This window comes from Streptomyces sp. NPDC041200, assembly GCF_055591805.1.
In genome coordinates, this window is the sequence record NZ_JBVIZF010000002.1 from 892688 (window position 1) to 906842 (window position 14155).

13 protein-coding genes and 1 pseudogene are annotated in these 14155 nt (G+C 73.2%); 6 read left to right on the forward strand and 8 right to left on the reverse strand.

Annotated elements, in window-relative coordinates; translation table 11 throughout:
• Positions 1-129 precede the first annotated feature (129 nt).
• Positions 130-1536, forward strand: a complete 1407-nt coding sequence (locus tag ACZ6CL_RS09240) for an amidase (RefSeq protein WP_468933103.1) — start codon at positions 130-132, stop codon at positions 1534-1536.
• Here the strand turns inward: ACZ6CL_RS09240 and ACZ6CL_RS09245 are convergent.
• A complete protein-coding gene (locus tag ACZ6CL_RS09245; RefSeq protein ID WP_468933106.1) occupies positions 1533-1745 on the reverse strand; it encodes a hypothetical protein in 213 nt (70 codons plus the stop codon). The genes ACZ6CL_RS09240 and ACZ6CL_RS09245 overlap by 4 nt on opposite strands.
• Before the next feature lie 76 nt (positions 1746-1821).
• Here ACZ6CL_RS09245 and ACZ6CL_RS09250 point away from each other — a divergent pair, with 76 nt between their 5' ends.
• Positions 1822-2610, forward strand: a complete 789-nt coding sequence (locus tag ACZ6CL_RS09250; protein WP_468933108.1) for a HipA family kinase — start codon at positions 1822-1824, stop codon at positions 2608-2610.
• 161 nt (positions 2611-2771) lie between these two features.
• Here the strand turns inward: ACZ6CL_RS09250 and ACZ6CL_RS09255 are convergent, their stop codons facing one another.
• Positions 2772-4958 carry a BTAD domain-containing putative transcriptional regulator gene (locus ACZ6CL_RS09255; RefSeq protein WP_468933110.1) on the reverse strand — a complete coding sequence of 729 codons (2187 nt, stop codon included), beginning with the start codon at positions 4956-4958 and terminating at the stop codon, positions 2772-2774.
• Positions 4959-5043: 85 nt separating this feature from the next.
• On the opposite strand from ACZ6CL_RS09255, the gene ACZ6CL_RS09260 reads away from it, so the two are divergent.
• Both ACZ6CL_RS09260 and ACZ6CL_RS09265 read left to right on the forward strand, forming a co-directional pair.
• The gene (locus tag ACZ6CL_RS09260) at positions 5044-5958 is read left to right on the forward strand and encodes an alpha/beta fold hydrolase (protein WP_468933113.1); all 915 of its coding nucleotides are present in this window, start codon (positions 5044-5046) and stop codon (positions 5956-5958) included.
• 120 nt (positions 5959-6078) lie between these two features.
• Positions 6079-6861, forward strand: coding sequence for an SAM-dependent methyltransferase (locus ACZ6CL_RS09265; protein ID WP_468933116.1), 783 nt, complete (start codon positions 6079-6081; stop codon positions 6859-6861).
• A gap of 6 nt (positions 6862-6867) precedes the next feature.
• Here ACZ6CL_RS09265 and dnaE read toward each other — a convergent pair.
• From dnaE to ACZ6CL_RS09295, 6 genes and pseudogenes are all read right to left on the reverse strand, one after another.
• Positions 6868-8580: pseudogene (gene dnaE, locus ACZ6CL_RS09270) on the reverse strand (DNA polymerase III subunit alpha); the annotation flags it as partial.
• On the reverse strand, positions 8568-8825 hold the full coding sequence (locus ACZ6CL_RS09275; RefSeq protein ID WP_468933354.1) for a PHP domain-containing protein: 258 nt from the start codon (positions 8823-8825) through the stop codon (positions 8568-8570). The gene ACZ6CL_RS09275 and the pseudogene dnaE, both read right to left, overlap by 13 nt.
• Before the next feature lie 12 nt (positions 8826-8837).
• Positions 8838-9416 (reverse strand): TetR/AcrR family transcriptional regulator, encoded by a 579-nt coding sequence (locus ACZ6CL_RS09280; protein ID WP_468933119.1) that lies wholly within the window; start codon positions 9414-9416, stop codon positions 8838-8840.
• An 82-nt stretch (positions 9417-9498) separates the two neighbouring features.
• Positions 9499-10266, reverse strand: a complete 768-nt coding sequence (locus tag ACZ6CL_RS09285) for an SDR family NAD(P)-dependent oxidoreductase (protein WP_468933122.1) — start codon at positions 10264-10266, stop codon at positions 9499-9501.
• Between the two features lie 115 nt (positions 10267-10381).
• Positions 10382-11239 carry a helix-turn-helix transcriptional regulator gene (locus tag ACZ6CL_RS09290; protein WP_468933125.1) on the reverse strand — a complete coding sequence of 286 codons (858 nt, stop codon included), beginning with the start codon at positions 11237-11239 and terminating at the stop codon, positions 10382-10384.
• 71 nt (positions 11240-11310) lie between these two features.
• Entirely contained in the window at positions 11311-12078 is a 768-nt protein-coding gene (locus tag ACZ6CL_RS09295; protein ID WP_468933128.1) for a hypothetical protein, read from the reverse strand.
• 189 nt (positions 12079-12267) lie between these two features.
• Between ACZ6CL_RS09295 and ACZ6CL_RS09300 the strand changes: the two genes are divergently transcribed.
• Together ACZ6CL_RS09300 and ACZ6CL_RS09305 are read left to right on the forward strand one after the other, a co-directional pair.
• Complete coding sequence (locus tag ACZ6CL_RS09300; protein WP_468933131.1) at positions 12268-13356, forward strand: AI-2E family transporter; 1089 nt, start codon at positions 12268-12270, stop codon at positions 13354-13356.
• A 111-nt stretch (positions 13357-13467) separates the two neighbouring features.
• Entirely contained in the window at positions 13468-14145 is a 678-nt protein-coding gene (locus tag ACZ6CL_RS09305; protein WP_468933134.1) for a DUF4232 domain-containing protein, read from the forward strand.
• Positions 14146-14155 lie beyond the last annotated feature (10 nt).

Below are 14155 nucleotides of genomic sequence, written 5' to 3' on the forward strand. Positions count from 1 at the left end.
GATGGTGATGATGGTGATGAAACGGGCAATCACTGTTGCCCAGGGTGCGGGTGGTCCCCTCTCCGGGTAAAGGGGGAGTGGTCTAACTCACCCTTGTGTTCGAGTGGGTCCGAGCGAGGAGGTCCATCGTTGACCAGCGTCATTCCCAAGGGGCTGAGCGAGCAGGTCAGGGCGCTGGCCGACGGCGAGGTGACCTCCCGGGCGCTGGTCGAGCGGGCGCTGCGCCGCATCGCGGAGACCCAGGCCACGCTCAACGCCTTCCGGCGCGTCCGGGCCGAGGCCGCGCTGCGCGAGGCAGCCGACGCCGACCGGCGGCTGGCGGCGGGCGAGCGGCTGCCGCTCCTCGGGGTGCCCCTCGCGGTGAAGGACGATACGGACGTGGCGGGCGAGCCGACCGCGTTCGGCTGCTGCGGCGACTTTCCGGCCAAGACGGAGGACGGCGAGGCGGTGCGGCGGCTGCGGGCGGCCGGGGCCGTGATCGTCGGCAAGACGAACACGCCCGAGCTGGGGCAGTGGCCGTTCACCGAAGGCCCCGCCTTCGGTGACACCCGTAACCCCTGGAGCCTCGCTCACACCCCCGGCGGTTCCTCCGGCGGTGCCGCGGCCGCCGTCGCCGCCGGGCTGGTCCCCGCCGCGCTCGGCTCGGACGGCGCGGGCTCGGTCCGTATCCCGGCGGCCTGGACCCATCTCGTCGGCATCAAGCCGCAGCGCGGCCGGATCTCCACCTGGCCGGACGCCGAGGCCTTCAACGGCATCACCTGCAACGGCCCGCTCGCCCGCACCGTCGCCGACGCCGCCCTGCTGCTGCACGCGGCCAGCGGCAACCGCGACGGCGACCTGCACTGCCCCGACCCCATCGACGTGCTGGCCGCCCCGGGGCGCGATCCGGGGCGGCTGCGGATCGCCCTGTCGTTCAAGCCCGCCTTCACGGGTACGCCCAAGAGCCTGGACCCGGCCGTCCGCGCCGCCGTGACCGGCCTCGCCGAGCGGCTCGCAGCCCTCGGCCACGAGGTCGAGGAGGCCGAGCCGCGCTACGGCGCCGTCGGGCTCGCCTTCCTGCCGCGCGCCACGGCGGGCCTGTGCGAATGGGCGGCCCGCGTGCCCGATCCGCTCCTGCTGGACGTCCGTACGCGCGCGGCCGCCCGCAACGGCCGCCTCCTGCGCGGCACCGCCCTGCGGCTCGCCCGCGCCGCCGAAGAGCCGCTGCGGCGCCGGGTCGGCGCCATCTTCCGCCGGTACGACGTCGTCCTCTCCCCGACGACCGCCACCCCGCCGCTGCGGATCGGCGCCATGGCCCGGCTGTCCGGCTGGCACACCGACCGCGCGATGATCGCGGCCTGCCCGTACGCCTGGCCCTGGAACGTCATGGGCTGGCCCGCCGTCAACGTCCCCGCGGGCTTCGCCGACCCCGCCGCCACCCTCCCCCTGGGTGCCCAGCTCCTGGGGCCGGCCTGCAGCGAGCCCCTGCTGATCTCCCTGGCCGCCCAGCTGGAGGCCGACCAGCGCTGGTACGAACGCTGGCCCTCGGTCGCCTAGCGCTGCTCGTCCGCGTGCCGCTCCCGGGCCCGCTCCAGCGCGGCGTCGAAGTCGCGCTGGGTGTCGTCGCACCAGTGCAGCAGGTCGGCGAGCAGCAGCCGCAGCGTCTCGCCGGGGCTGCGGCGCCAGCCGTCGGCGGAGAGCGTGTAGGTCTGCAGCGCCTCGCTGGCGCGCCGCGCGGCCTCGTGGTGTGCGTCCGGCGTCGTCATGGACCGGGCTCCTCTCGGTCAGCCAAAAACTGAAACGCATTGTATATTTGCAGCGCAGTTCAGTTGGAGGTGTGAGGTGAAGGGTGCCCTGCGCGAGGTGACGGCCGTCCGGTACGTCACCCCGCTGCGCGGCGGCGGCTCCGTGCCCGGCGTGGTGGAGGCCGACGACCTGGGGACGTACGTCGTCAAGTTCACCGGCTCGGCGCAGGGCCGCAAGGCGCTCGTCGCCGAGGTCATCGTCGGCGAACTCGCCCGGCGGCTGGGGTTGCGCGTACCGGAGCTGGTTCTGGTGCACTTCGACCCCGCGGTCGCCGCGGACGAACCGCACCAGGAGATCCAGGACCTGCTGCGCGCCAGCGCGGGCCTCAACCTCGGCATGGACTACCTGCCGGGCGCCGCCGACTTCACCCCTGACGTGCTCGACATCGACCCGCTGGAGTGCGCCCGAATCCTCTGGCTGGACGCGCTCACCGCCAACGTGGACCGCACGGTGCACAGCACCAACCTCATGACCTGGCCCACCTCCGGCCACCGGCCGCCCCGGCTGTGGCTCATCGACCACGGCGCCTCGCTGGTCTTCCACCACCGGTGGGAGACGGCGGCGGCCGCGGTGACGAAGCCGTACGACCTACGCCACCACGCCCTGGCCCACGGCGCCCCCGCCCTGCCGACGGCCGACGCCGAACTGGCCCCCCGGGTCACGCCGAGCCTGCTCCGCGAGATCGTGTCCACGGTCCCCGACGCCTGGCTACCCCCCGAGCCGGGCTTCCCCACCCCCGCCGCCCTCCGCGAGGCCTACACAACCCACCTCGCCACCCGAGCCCACCACTCCCCGGCATGGCTCCCACCCACGGGGCGCGGCTGACCCCGCCGCCGGGGCCGAGGCCCGCCGGACGCCCTGCCCCCGGCGCCGCGTGGCGCGCGGCTGGTGCCCCGCTGCCGGGGCCGAGCGGCGCGGACCGCCCGCACCCTCCCGCGTGGCACGCGGCTGACGCCCAGGCCGCCGGTCCCGAGCTGCGCCGGGGCTCACCCCGCCGGGCGGGCGTTCAGTGCTGACGTGATCGCGGAGAGGTGGTTGTCCACCGGGCCGAGGGTCAGTAGGCCGCTGCCCGCGCCCGCGAGTTGGCCCGATGCCGGGAGGAGGCGGGCGTGGGCGCGTCGGAGGGTGTTCCGGTCGCCGAGCCGCAGGGCGGCCGCCGCCTCCAGGCAGCACAGTGCCTCGTACAACAGGTCCGCGGGCGGTTCCGGGAGGGCGCGCAGGGCCGCCCGTGCCTGTTCGGCGGGCAGGGCGAACGGCTCGGCCCAGGGGCGGTACGGACCCCAGTCCGCGTCCAGGTCGACGCCTCGGCCCGCCTCCCGCGCGGAGCGCTCACCGTCAGACAGACGCAGGCACAGCAGCGCCAGCGGCAACAGCCCCCGTTCCACCCCCGGCATCCCGGCTCCCGCCAGCCGGCCGGCCGCGGCCCGGTAGGTGGCCTCGGCCCGCGCCGTCTGCCCGGTCGCGGCGAGCCGTAGCGGCGCGTACCACTCGGTGAAGACGCCCACGAGCGGCAGTTCGTGGCGCGCGGCCAGCCGGTCCGCGGCGGCGGCGTGGCCGTCCGCGGCCGCGAAGTCCCCGAACGCGCAGCGCGCCTGGAGCCGGACCAGGTGGCCCAGCACCTCGTACGTCACCAGCCCGTGCCGGGCGGCCACGGCGACGAGCTCCGCCCCGATCGCGTCCCGCCGCGGCGCGAGCCCGGCCCGGGTGCAGGACTGCATGAACACCCCGTTCAGGGCGAAGACCAGCAGCGCCGGATCGTCCAGCCGCCGGGCGATCTCCTCGGCCTCCCGAGCCGCCTCGGGCCCACGCGGGGAGCGGGTGCCGCGCGACTCCAGCGCGACGGTGGCCAGCAGCCGACAGCGCGCCGCGCTGCCCTCGGGCAGCGCGGTCAGGGCGCGCTCGGCCGCGCCGACGATGCGCGCCGCCAGCTCCGGGTCGTCGCTACGGGGCCAGATCGCCGGGACGTCGTACGCGCCGATCACCCGCGCGGTCAGTTCCGGATCGCCGTACTCCTCGGCGGCGGTGATGGCCGCCCACCGGTGCTGCCGGGCCGCCTCCAGCCCTCCGCCGCCGGTCACGGCGAGATTCCGGATAAGCCCGACCGCCGCCTCCAGCCGAGCCCGCGCCCCGCCGCCGACCGTCCGTCCGTAGACCGCGGCCGCCTCGGCCCACACCCGAGCCGCCCCGGCCCCTGGCTCGCCGGGTGCCGCCGGTTCGGGCGGCTCTTCGGGCGCGGCCCGGGTCGCCGCCTCGGCGGGGGGCAGTGGGCCGGTGGGCGTGCCGGGGCCCGCCGCCCGGCCGGGCACCGCCGTCACCGGGACCGCGCCGGGCACCGCCGTCACCGGGACCGCGCCGGGCACCGCCGCCAGCGGGACCGCGCCGGGCGCCGCCGCCTCCACCGGTCCGGGGGCGTCCAGGGCCGGGTCCTGGGCCAGGATGGCCGACTGGAGGCGGCGGAGGCGGGGGCTGGGGTCCAGGCCCAGTTGGGTGGTCAGGGTCGTGCGGGCCCGGCGCAGGGCGGACAGGGCGTCGGCCTGGCGGTCCGCGCGGTAGAGGGCGAGGGCCAGCAGCCGCCAGGCGTCCTCGCGCCAGGGGTGGTCGGTCAGGTGGGCGTCGAGGTCGGGGACCGCCTCGGCGGGGAGTCCGAGGGCGAGCAGGGTCTCGGCGCGCTGCTCGACGGCGCGGAGCCGCAGTTCGGTCAGTCGGGAGCGTTCGGCGCGGGTCCAGGGCTCGGCCTCGAACTCCGCGTACGCCGGACCGCGCCACAGCTCCAGCGCCTCGCCGAGCCGTCGCAGCGCCGCCTCGGGCGGCAGGGTCGCGGCGGCGCCCACGGCCGCCTCGAAGCGCCACGCGTCCACGGCGTCCGGCGCCGCCCGCAGCGCGTACCCCGGGCCCTCGGTGACCAGCAGCCGGGACCGGGCGCGCGGCGGACGGTCGGGTTCCAGGGCGCGGCGGAGGGCGCCGACGAAGGTCTGTACGGCGCCCACGGCCCCCGCCGGGGGTTCGTCCCACAGGTCCTCGACCAGCCGCGTCACCGGTACGACCCGGCGGCGGGCCACGATGAGCCGCGCCAGCACCGCCCGGTGCCGTGGCCCCTTCAACGCGAGCGCGCCGCCGTCGCCCTCCGCCACCACCGGCCCGAGCACCCCGAACGCGACCCGTTCCCACGTCACCCGGCCACCGTAACCACACCCCGGTACGCTCCGGCGCTGATCGGCTGCTGATTGGCCGCTGATTGAGGGGCGGCAGCCTCGTCACATGCCACAGCAGATCCCCACCACCCCCGTCGCCCCCACCATCCCCGGCTTCGCCTACCACCGCCTCGCCGCCCACGAAGGCGTCTCCCTCAACGTCGCGGTCGGCGGCACCGGCACCCCCGTCGTCCTCCTGCACGGCTTCCCGCAGACCCACCTGATGTGGCGGCACGTCGCGGCCGACCTGGCGGCCGACCACACCGTCATCTGCCCCGACCTGCGCGGCTACGGCGCGAGCGACAAACCGGCCGAGGCCGACGACGGCACCACGTACGCCAAGCGCACGATGGCCGCCGACATCGTGGCCGTAGCCCGCGCGCTCGGCCACGACCGCTTCGCCCTGGCCGGGCACGACCGCGGCGCCCTGGTCGCCTTCCGCGCCGGACTCGACCACCCGGACACCGTCACCCACCTCGCCGCCCTCGACGTGCTGCCGACGCTGGACATGTGGGAGGCGATGCACGGCACCACCGCGGCCGTCGGCTTCCACCTCTACCTGATGGCGCAGCCCCCCGGCCTGCCCGAGCGGATGATCGCCGCCGCCCCGGACGACTTCTTCGGCCACTTCCTCGACCTCTGGGGCACGGAACCCGCCTCGATCCCCGCCCCCATCCGCACCGCGTACCTGGACGCCTGTCGCGCCGCCGTGCCCTCGATCGTCGCCGACTACCGGGCCTCCGCCGGGATCGACGCCGACCACGACCGGGCCGACCGGGAGGCGGGCCACCGGCTGCGGATGCCGGTCGCCGTCCTCCAGCAGGACTGGGGCGCCGCCCTCGGGTTCGACGCGGAGGCCCTGTGGCGCGCCTGGGCGCCCGATCTGCACCACGCGACCGTGTCGTACGGCCACTTCATGGCCGAGGAGGCGCCCGCCGACGTCGCGAAGGCGCTGCGCGCGCTGCTCGCCCGCCCCGCCTGAGGCCCCCGACTGAGGCCTTGGTCGCCAAACCCGCCAAACGGCCCTGCGCGTGCCCAACTCCGGCTAGCTTGGCGGCAGATCGTCCCTACGTACGGACCCCACCCGTCAGGAGCCCGCTCCGTGTCCGATGATGTCGCGCAGCGCATCGACACCACCAAGCCGCACTCCGCCCGTTTCTGGAACTACTTCGTGGGCGGCAAGGACCACTACGAGGCCGACCGCGCGGTCGGCGACCAGATCAAGGAGATCTTCCCGGGCCTGGCCGACGTCGCGGTGGCCAGCCGCCACTTCCTCGCCCGGGCGGTCACCTTCCTGGCCGCTGAGCACGGCGTACGGCAGTTCCTGGACATCGGGACGGGGCTGCCGACCGCCGACAACACCCACCAGGTCGCGCAGCGCGTCGCGCCGGACGCGCGGATCGTGTACGTCGACAACGACCCGCTCGTGCTGGTGCACGCCCGCACCCTGCTGAGCAGCACCCCCGAGGGCGCCACCGACTACCTCGACGCGGACCTCCACGCCCCGGACGCCGTCCTCGCGGCGGCGGCCGGGACGCTGGACCTCACCCGGCCGGTCGCGCTCGTGCTGCTGAACGTCCTGGGCCACGTCGCCGAGCCCGCCGAAGTCCGTTCCCTGGTGGGCCGTCTGATGGCGGGGCTGCCGTCCGGCAGCTACCTCGTGATCGGCGATTCCACCGCCACCAGCGAGGGGATGATCGCGGCCTCGGCGGCGTACAACGCGAGCGGTGCGGTGCCGTATTACGTCCGTCCGGTGGACGAGATCGCGTCGTTCTTCGACGGGCTGGAGGTGCTGGACCCCGGCATCGTCCCGATCACGCGGTGGCGTCCGGAAACCGAAGGGGCCGGGGTGGACGCGTACGGAGGCGTGGGGCGCAAGCCCTGACCACGCTCACGCGCCCCGCGTCACCGCCACCGCCGCCTTGAGGTCCGCCCAGAACCCGGGCTGGGCGCTGACCCGGTAGCCCAGCCGGTAGACCGTCGTCCGCGCCGGGCCCCGGACCCTCAGCCGCACCTCGCTGGGGCCCGGGTGGGCCTGGAGGATCTCCTTCAGCTGCTGGACGGACCGCGGGGTGACGTGCGCCGCGGGCATGTCGAGGCACAGCGGGGCGTCGGCGGCGCTCAGGTCGGGCACGGCCAGCTCCATCGCCACCAGCCGGGGCACGTCCTCGCGCTTGTCGAGCCGCCCCTTGACGAGGACGATCGTGTCCTCGACGAGCTGGGTGGACACCAGCTGATACGCGGTGGGGAAGAACATGCAGTCCAGCGAGCCCGCGAGGTCTTCCACGGTGGCGATGGCCCAGGCGTTGCCCTGCTTGGTCATCTTGCGCTGCAGGCCGGAGATGATGCCGCCGATGGTGACGATCGCGCCGTCGGCGTGCTCACCGCCCGTCAGCTGGGCGATGGCGGCGTCCGCCTTGTCGCTGAGCAGGTGCTCGACGCCGAAGAGCGGATGGTCGGAGACGTACAGCCCGAGCATCTCCCGCTCCTGGGCGAGCAGATACGCCTTCTCCCACTCGTCGTCGGGGAACTCCACGTCGAGCCCGAGGCCCGGCGCGTCACCCTCATCGCTGCCGAAGAGGTCGAACTGCCCCTCGGCCTCCTTCCGCTTGACCGCCACCACCGTGTCGACCATCGGCTCGTACCGCGCGGCCAGCCCCTTGCGCGTATGCCCCAGCGCGTCGAACGCGCCCGCCTTGATCAGCGACTCGACGGTCCGCTTGTTGCACGCCACCGCCTCGACCTTGTCCAGGAAGTCGGGGAACGAGACATAGCGCCCGGCGGCCGCCCGCCGCCGGACGACCGAATCGACCACGTTCTGCCCGACGTTGCGCACGGCGGTCAGGCCGAAGACGATCGTGTCGTCCCCGCGCGGCGTGAAGTCCGCCTCGGACTCGTTCACATCCGGCGGCAGCACCTTGATGCCCATCTTGCGGCACTCGTTGAGGTAGACAGCCGACTTGTCCTTGTCGTCGCGCACCGAGGTCAGCAGCGCCGCCATGTACTCGGCCGGATAGTTGGCCTTGAGGTACGCGGTCCAGTACGAGACCAGCGCGTAGGCGGCCGCGTGCGCCTTGTTGTACGCGTAGCCCGCGAACGGCACCAGCACGTCCCACACCGCCTGGACGGCGTCGTCCGGATAGCCGCGCGCCCGGCAGCCGTCCCGGAACGGGATGAACTCCTTGTCCAGCACCTCCTGCTTCTTCTTGCCCATCGCCCGCCGCAGCAGATCGGCCTAGCCGAGCGAGTAGCCGGCGAGCACCTGCGCGGCCTTCTGCACCTGCTCCTGGTACACGACCAGGCCGTAGGTGATGCCGAGGACATCCTTCAGAGCGTCCTCGACCCCCGGGTGGATCGGGGTGATCTCCTGCTGCCCGTTCTTCCGCAGCGCGTAGTTGATGTGCGAGTTCATGCCCATCGGGCCCGGCCGGTACAGGGCGGTGACGGCCGTGATGTCCTCGAACTGGTTGGGCTTCATCAGGCGCAGCAGCGACCGCATCGCGCTGCCGTCGAACTGGAAGACACCGAGGGTGTCACCGCGCCCGAGCAGCTCGAAGGTCGTGGGGTCGTCCAGCGGCAGGTCGAGCAGGGTCAGTTCGACACCCGCTTGTGGCGCCGCGACTCGGGCGCCACGTACGCCTCGATGCCGATGATGGGGGTGATTCCGGCGCCCGTCGCCTGCTGGAAGAAGTCGTACGCGCCGTGCAGGTTGCCGTGGTCCGTCATGGCGATGTGCGACATGCCCATCTCGGCGCAGGCGCTGAACATGTCCTTCAGCCGCGCCGCGCCGTCCAGCAGCGAGTACTGCGTGTGGACGTGGAGATGCGTGAAGGGACGCGTGGCTGGCACCGCTGCCCCCTGTCAGGCGCCGGACGCGCCGGATTCGAGGTCCTCGGCGATCCTCCGCAGCCCCGCGGCCACCTCCCGCGCCGACGGAGCGTGCTGCGGATCGATCAGCCACTGCTGGGTCAGCCCCGCCACCAGCGCCATGTGCACCGACCCGACCGCGCGGGCCAGTTCGCGCGCCTCCGCGCTGTCGGTGCCGTCGATGCCGTGCAGATCCGCCGCGATCTCCGTACGGGACCGCTCGAAGGCCTCCGCGATCTGCTGCCGGATCTCCGGGAAGCGCTCGGCCTGCGCGAGCGCCTCGGCGCTGGCCACCAGCAGCGGCCGGTCCGTCGCCTCGGACCCGGCGACCCGCTCCCACATCGACTCGACCCGCCGCCCCGCCGCCGACTGGGCGCGGACCTTGTCGCCCCACTCCTGGAGCATCTCCAGGAGCGCGGCGTTGAGCAGCGCTTCCTTCGAGTTGTAGTGGTAGTTGATCGTGCCGAGCGGTGCCTTGGCGGCGGCGGCGATGTCGCGCGAGGTGGTGCGGGCGTACCCCCGCTCCTCCAGGCACTTCTTCGCCCCGGCCATGAGCTGTTCGCGGTGTCGCATGCGGGCAGCGTACCTCACTTCTGAACGCACGTTCAGAACGTTCGTTCAGAAGTGTTCCGGTATGAGGCCGCGACCCGGCCTGTCAGCCCCGCAACCCCACGGGCGCCGCTCCCACGAGCCCTCCGTCGACGACGAGGTCCTGTCCGGTGATGTACGAGGCGTCGTCGGAGGCCAGGAAGGCGACGGCCGCGGCGACGTCGTCCGGGTGGCCGAGCGAGCCGAGCGGCACCTCCGCCGTGATGCCGGCCTCCGCGCCGGGGTCGGTGATGGTCCTCCGGTACATCTCGGTGTCGATGTAGCCGGGGCTCACGGAATTGACGCGGATGCCGCGCTGCGCGAGGTCGGTGCCGAGCGTCTGCACCAGGTTGTGTACCGCGGCCTTGCTGGCGGCGTAGACAGCGGACACGGGGAGGCCGCGGTGGAGGGTCCAGGAAGCGTTGATGACAACGGCACCACCGTCCCCCATCAGCCCCAGCGCCTTGGTGATCGTGAAGAACACGCCCTTGAAGTTGATGTCGACGGTGTGGTCGAAGTCCGCCTCGGTGATCTCGGCACCCGGCTTGAAGACCGCCACGCCCGCGTTGGCGAAGATCGCGTCGAGGCCGCCGCGCCACCTCTCGATCCGCCGCATGAGCAGGTCGAGGTCGGTCTGGACGGCGGCGTCCGCGCGGACGGCGAGTACTCGCTCCGAGCCGGCGCCCAAGCGGGCGACGGCCGAGTCGAGGCGGGCCTCGTCGCGACCGGTGATGACGACATGGGCACCCTCGTCGAGGAGCCTGTGCGCGGCCGAGAACCCGATGCCGCTGGTGCCGCCGGTGATCAGAACCGTCTTGTTCGTGAATCGCTTCATGCCGGTCATCCTCGGGCGGCGGGAACGGGCCCGGCAGAGTCGGCTGAACCTGGGTCCGACACCACCACCCCGGGGCCTGCGGGCCTGCGGACCTCGGCGCCTCGGCGCTTCGGGCTCAGGCCATCGAGGGGGCCGGCGTCTCCAGCAGTGCCGCCAGCAGTGCCTCCGTTCCCGTCCCGGGCGCGGGGGTGTGCAGCAACAGGCGGTGGCCGGCCAGTTCGGGCAGGGGCAACGCCGTGTACTCGAAGGTCAGTGTCCCCACCCCGGGGATTTCCAGCGCCTTGGTGCCGTGGGAGGAGCTGCCCACGGGAAGTTCGGCCCAGATGTCCGCGAAGGCGGGGCTGGCGGTGCACATGTCGGAGGCCAGGCGGCCGAACTGCGGGTCGTCCGGGTAGCGGGCGGCGTCCGCCCGGAATTGGCCGACGATCTCTCGCGCCGCCTCCCGCCAGTGCTGGAGGACGGTGCGGTAGCGGGCGTTGGTGAAGAAGCTGACGAGACAGTTGTGGTCGTGCTCGTTGCACTGGAACACCAGCCGCGCGGCGCGGTTGACCGCCACGATGTTCCAGTGCCGGTCGATGACGTACGCGGGCCGCGGCAGCCAGCCCTCGATCAGCCGTCGCAGCTGGTCCGGGACATGGCGCGCGGTCGGTTCCGAGCGCGGCGGGTTGAGGCCGGCGAGGAGATGCAGATGCTCGCGCTCGGCCGGGGCGAGCCGCAGCACGCGCGCGATGGCGTCCAGGACATCGGCGGACACATTGATGTCGCGCCCCTGTTCAAGCCACGTGTACCAGGACACCCCCACCCCGGCGAGCACGGCCACTTCCTCCCGCCGCAACCCTGGCGTACGGCGACCCCCGCCGGCGGGCATGCCCACGTCCGCGGGCGTCACCCGGGCCCGCCGCGACCGCAGAAAGTCGCGCATCTCGGAACTGCGCCGCTGCCGCGCGTCCGCGGGAAGCCTGGAAATGTCCACCGGGCCAATGCTAAGTGCCGACCGTCACGCCGGTCGGCACGCGGGCTGCTCCCAGGGCGGGCCAGGGTGAATCACTCCGAAGGCCCGCCTGCCCCGTACAACGCGGTCCGGATGCGCTGGGCGGTCCGCGCGGCGAACGAGATGCCGGTTTCCTTGCCACCGCCGGACATCACGATGGCGAGTACGCCTCCGACGCGGACGTCGACGGCATAGGACGGAGTGCCGTCGTACTCGTCACCGCCGGTCTGCCGCACGACCTCCAGCAGCGCCTCGTCACCGAGGGCGGCGACACCCTGGGCCTCGCGGTGCTCCTGGACGGGGGCGGCCTCCGTGTCGACGGTGACGTCCGGACAGGATGCGTGAAGCCGGCGCAGGATCTCCAGATAGCGCTCGGTGCGCCCGGCGGGCATCGACACCAGTTGTACGGTGATGATCCGTTCGTTCTCCGGAACGCGTGCAGGGTGCACGGTCTGCTGAACGCTGGCCCCCTTGAAGCCCGCCATCTCCAGGCGCAGGTCGTTCCCGGCCTCGCACTGGCTCCAGTCGCCTCCACCCCCGGACCGGTTGAAGAAACCCAGGTACGGCGCCGTGACCTTCGTGTGCCTGCCCAGCGCCCCGGCGGACGGGAGCGCGGCCTTCAGCTCGGTTTCGGTGAAAACCCGCTCCGGGTCGGCCTCGCCGTCGACGCCGGGCGCCGTGGAGGGAGCGCCCGACGGGCTCCCCGTCGCGGTGGGACGCCCCGCGTCAGACGGGCCCTCCGTGTTCGCGCACCCCCCGGTGAGAAGGGCCGTCAGAATGACGGCATGGCCTGCTATTCCCGCGCGTTCGGCCGCTCGCACGGCACCTCCCCCGGTCGGTGAACAGTTCGACAGCGAACCCTAGTAGACGAGCTCGCGGCCGTGCCCCACGGCGCGTTGGCAGCCTCGGCGATGTCACACGAGGACCTCTGAACATTCGTCCAGAAGCGTTGCTCTGAAACGCTCCTGGGCAGCAGCGATAGCGAAGCGTGAACGGGGTACGGGGGTCTCATGCCTGCCACCATCAGTTCCGCGAGAACCCGCGCCGCACTCCGCTCATCAGCGCGTATTTCCGTCGATTTGCTCCTGATTCTCGTGATGACCGCGGTGGCCCTATGGCTCCTGGGTCAGATGTGGTCGATCGTCTGGCCACTCATCGTCGGCTTGCTCCTGACGACGCTGACCTGGCCCCTGGCGCGTTTTCTGCGCGGGCACGGGTGGCCTCCGGCCGTGGCCGCGTCGGCCGTGACCGTGCTGTTCCTCCTGGTCGCCACGGGCGTCGTGGCGCTGATCGCGGTCCCGGTGGCATCCCAGTCCGGCGAGCTGGTCGACGGCGTGACCCAAGGCATGCACAAGGTGCGCGAGTGGGCCGCCGGGCCACCGCTGAACATCAACGACGCTCAGATCGCGGAGGCGTCGGACGCCGCGGCCACCCGCCTGCAAAAGGGCGCCAGCAGCATGGTCACCACTGTCGTCACGGGAGTGAACGCCGTGGTCGGCGGCTTGGTCACCGCCGTCCTGGCCCTCTTCCTGATGTTCTTCTTCCTCAAGGACGGCCCGCGGTTCCTGCCCTGGCTCGCCCGCCAGCTGCCCGGTCGGCTCGCCACCGACATACCCACCGTGGCCGCGCGCGGCTGGGACACGCTCGGCGCGTTCGTGCGGTCCCAGGCGTTGGTGGGCTTGCTCGACGCCGTCTTCATCGGCCTCGGCCTGTTGATCCTGGGCGTGCCACTGGTGCTGCCGCTGGCGGTGCTGACCTTCGTGTCCGCGTTCGTGCCGATCGTGGGCGCCCTGTTCGCGGGCTTCGTCGCGGTGCTCATCGCGCTGGTGGCCAACGGGCCGACGGACGCGCTGATCGCGCTGGCGATCATCGTGGTCGTGCAGCAGCTTGAGGGCAACGTGTTCCAGCCCATGATCCAGAGCCGCGGGCTCGGCCTGCACGCGGCGGTGGTCCTGCTGGCGGTGACGCTGGGCGGCAGCCTGGCCGGTGTCGTGGGCAGCCTGCTCGCCGTACCGGTCGCCGCGCTGATCGCGGTGGTCTGGAACTACCTGCGCGAGCAGCTCAGCGAACCGGCGCAGGAGCCGGAACACCTCGGTTAGCCGGACGTTAGCGGCGCGGCAGCGGAGCGGCAGGTTCACGGTAGCGGCCCCGGACAGAGTGGGTGACGTACCGAGAAACCACGACACCAACTGTCCCGGGGGGGACCCGAAATGAACTCCACCACCGCTGTCCGCACCGCTCGCCGCCGCACCCTGCGCATCGCCGCCGCGACGCTCACCGCGGCCGCTGCCCTGACCCTGACCGCGTGCGGCGGCTCGGACACCGCAGGCGCGAAGACCTCGGACAAGGCGGGCTCGGCCGCGGCCGCCGCGGACCGCGAGGGCGCGGGCTCCTCCGAGGTGCGGGGCTCCGGGGCCGGGGCGGACACCGGCACGAAGGCGGGGCTCGCGGCCAAGCAGTCCGTCCAGCGCTGCCACACCTCCGGTCTGAAGGCGGCGTTCGCCACGGGCGACGACGCGGTCCCGGACCCGAACGCGGAGGGCGCGACGACCACCAGCGTCCTGCTGACCAACACCAGCGGCCGCACCTGCAAGATCGGCGGCTTCCCGGGCGTGGACCTCAACACCGAGCACGGCAGCGGGGACTGGTCGCTGCAGCGCTCCTCGGCCAAGTACAGCTCGATCACCCTGGGCCCGGGGGACACCACCGAGTTCACGATCAACCTCGCCCTGGCCGCGGAGGACGACGAGAACTCCTGGACGCCCGCCTACGCGGTCATCACCCCGCCGAACGAGACCAAGTCGATCACCCTGGACTGGCCCTGGGGCGGGCTCGTCGACCAGCGCGGCGCCACCCACCCGGCCACCTTCGTGAACCCCATCGGCTGAGCCGGGAAAG

Excerpts from the sequence above, each read along its gene's own strand:
- ACZ6CL_RS09245 (WP_468933106.1), bottom strand. The coding sequence starts at position 1,745 with ATGACGACGCCGGACGCACACCACGAGGCCGCGCGGCGCGCCAGCGAG.
- ACZ6CL_RS09260 (WP_468933113.1), top strand. The coding sequence starts at position 5,044 with ATGCCACAGCAGATCCCCACCACCCCCGTCGCCCCCACCATCCCCGGC.
- ACZ6CL_RS09280 (WP_468933119.1), bottom strand. The coding sequence starts at position 9,416 with ATGCGACACCGCGAACAGCTCATGGCCGGGGCGAAGAAGTGCCTGGAG.
- ACZ6CL_RS09285 (WP_468933122.1), bottom strand. The coding sequence starts at position 10,266 with ATGAAGCGATTCACGAACAAGACGGTTCTGATCACCGGCGGCACCAGC.
- ACZ6CL_RS09300 (WP_468933131.1), top strand. The coding sequence starts at position 12,268 with ATGCCTGCCACCATCAGTTCCGCGAGAACCCGCGCCGCACTCCGCTCA.
- ACZ6CL_RS09305 (WP_468933134.1), top strand. The coding sequence starts at position 13,468 with ATGAACTCCACCACCGCTGTCCGCACCGCTCGCCGCCGCACCCTGCGC.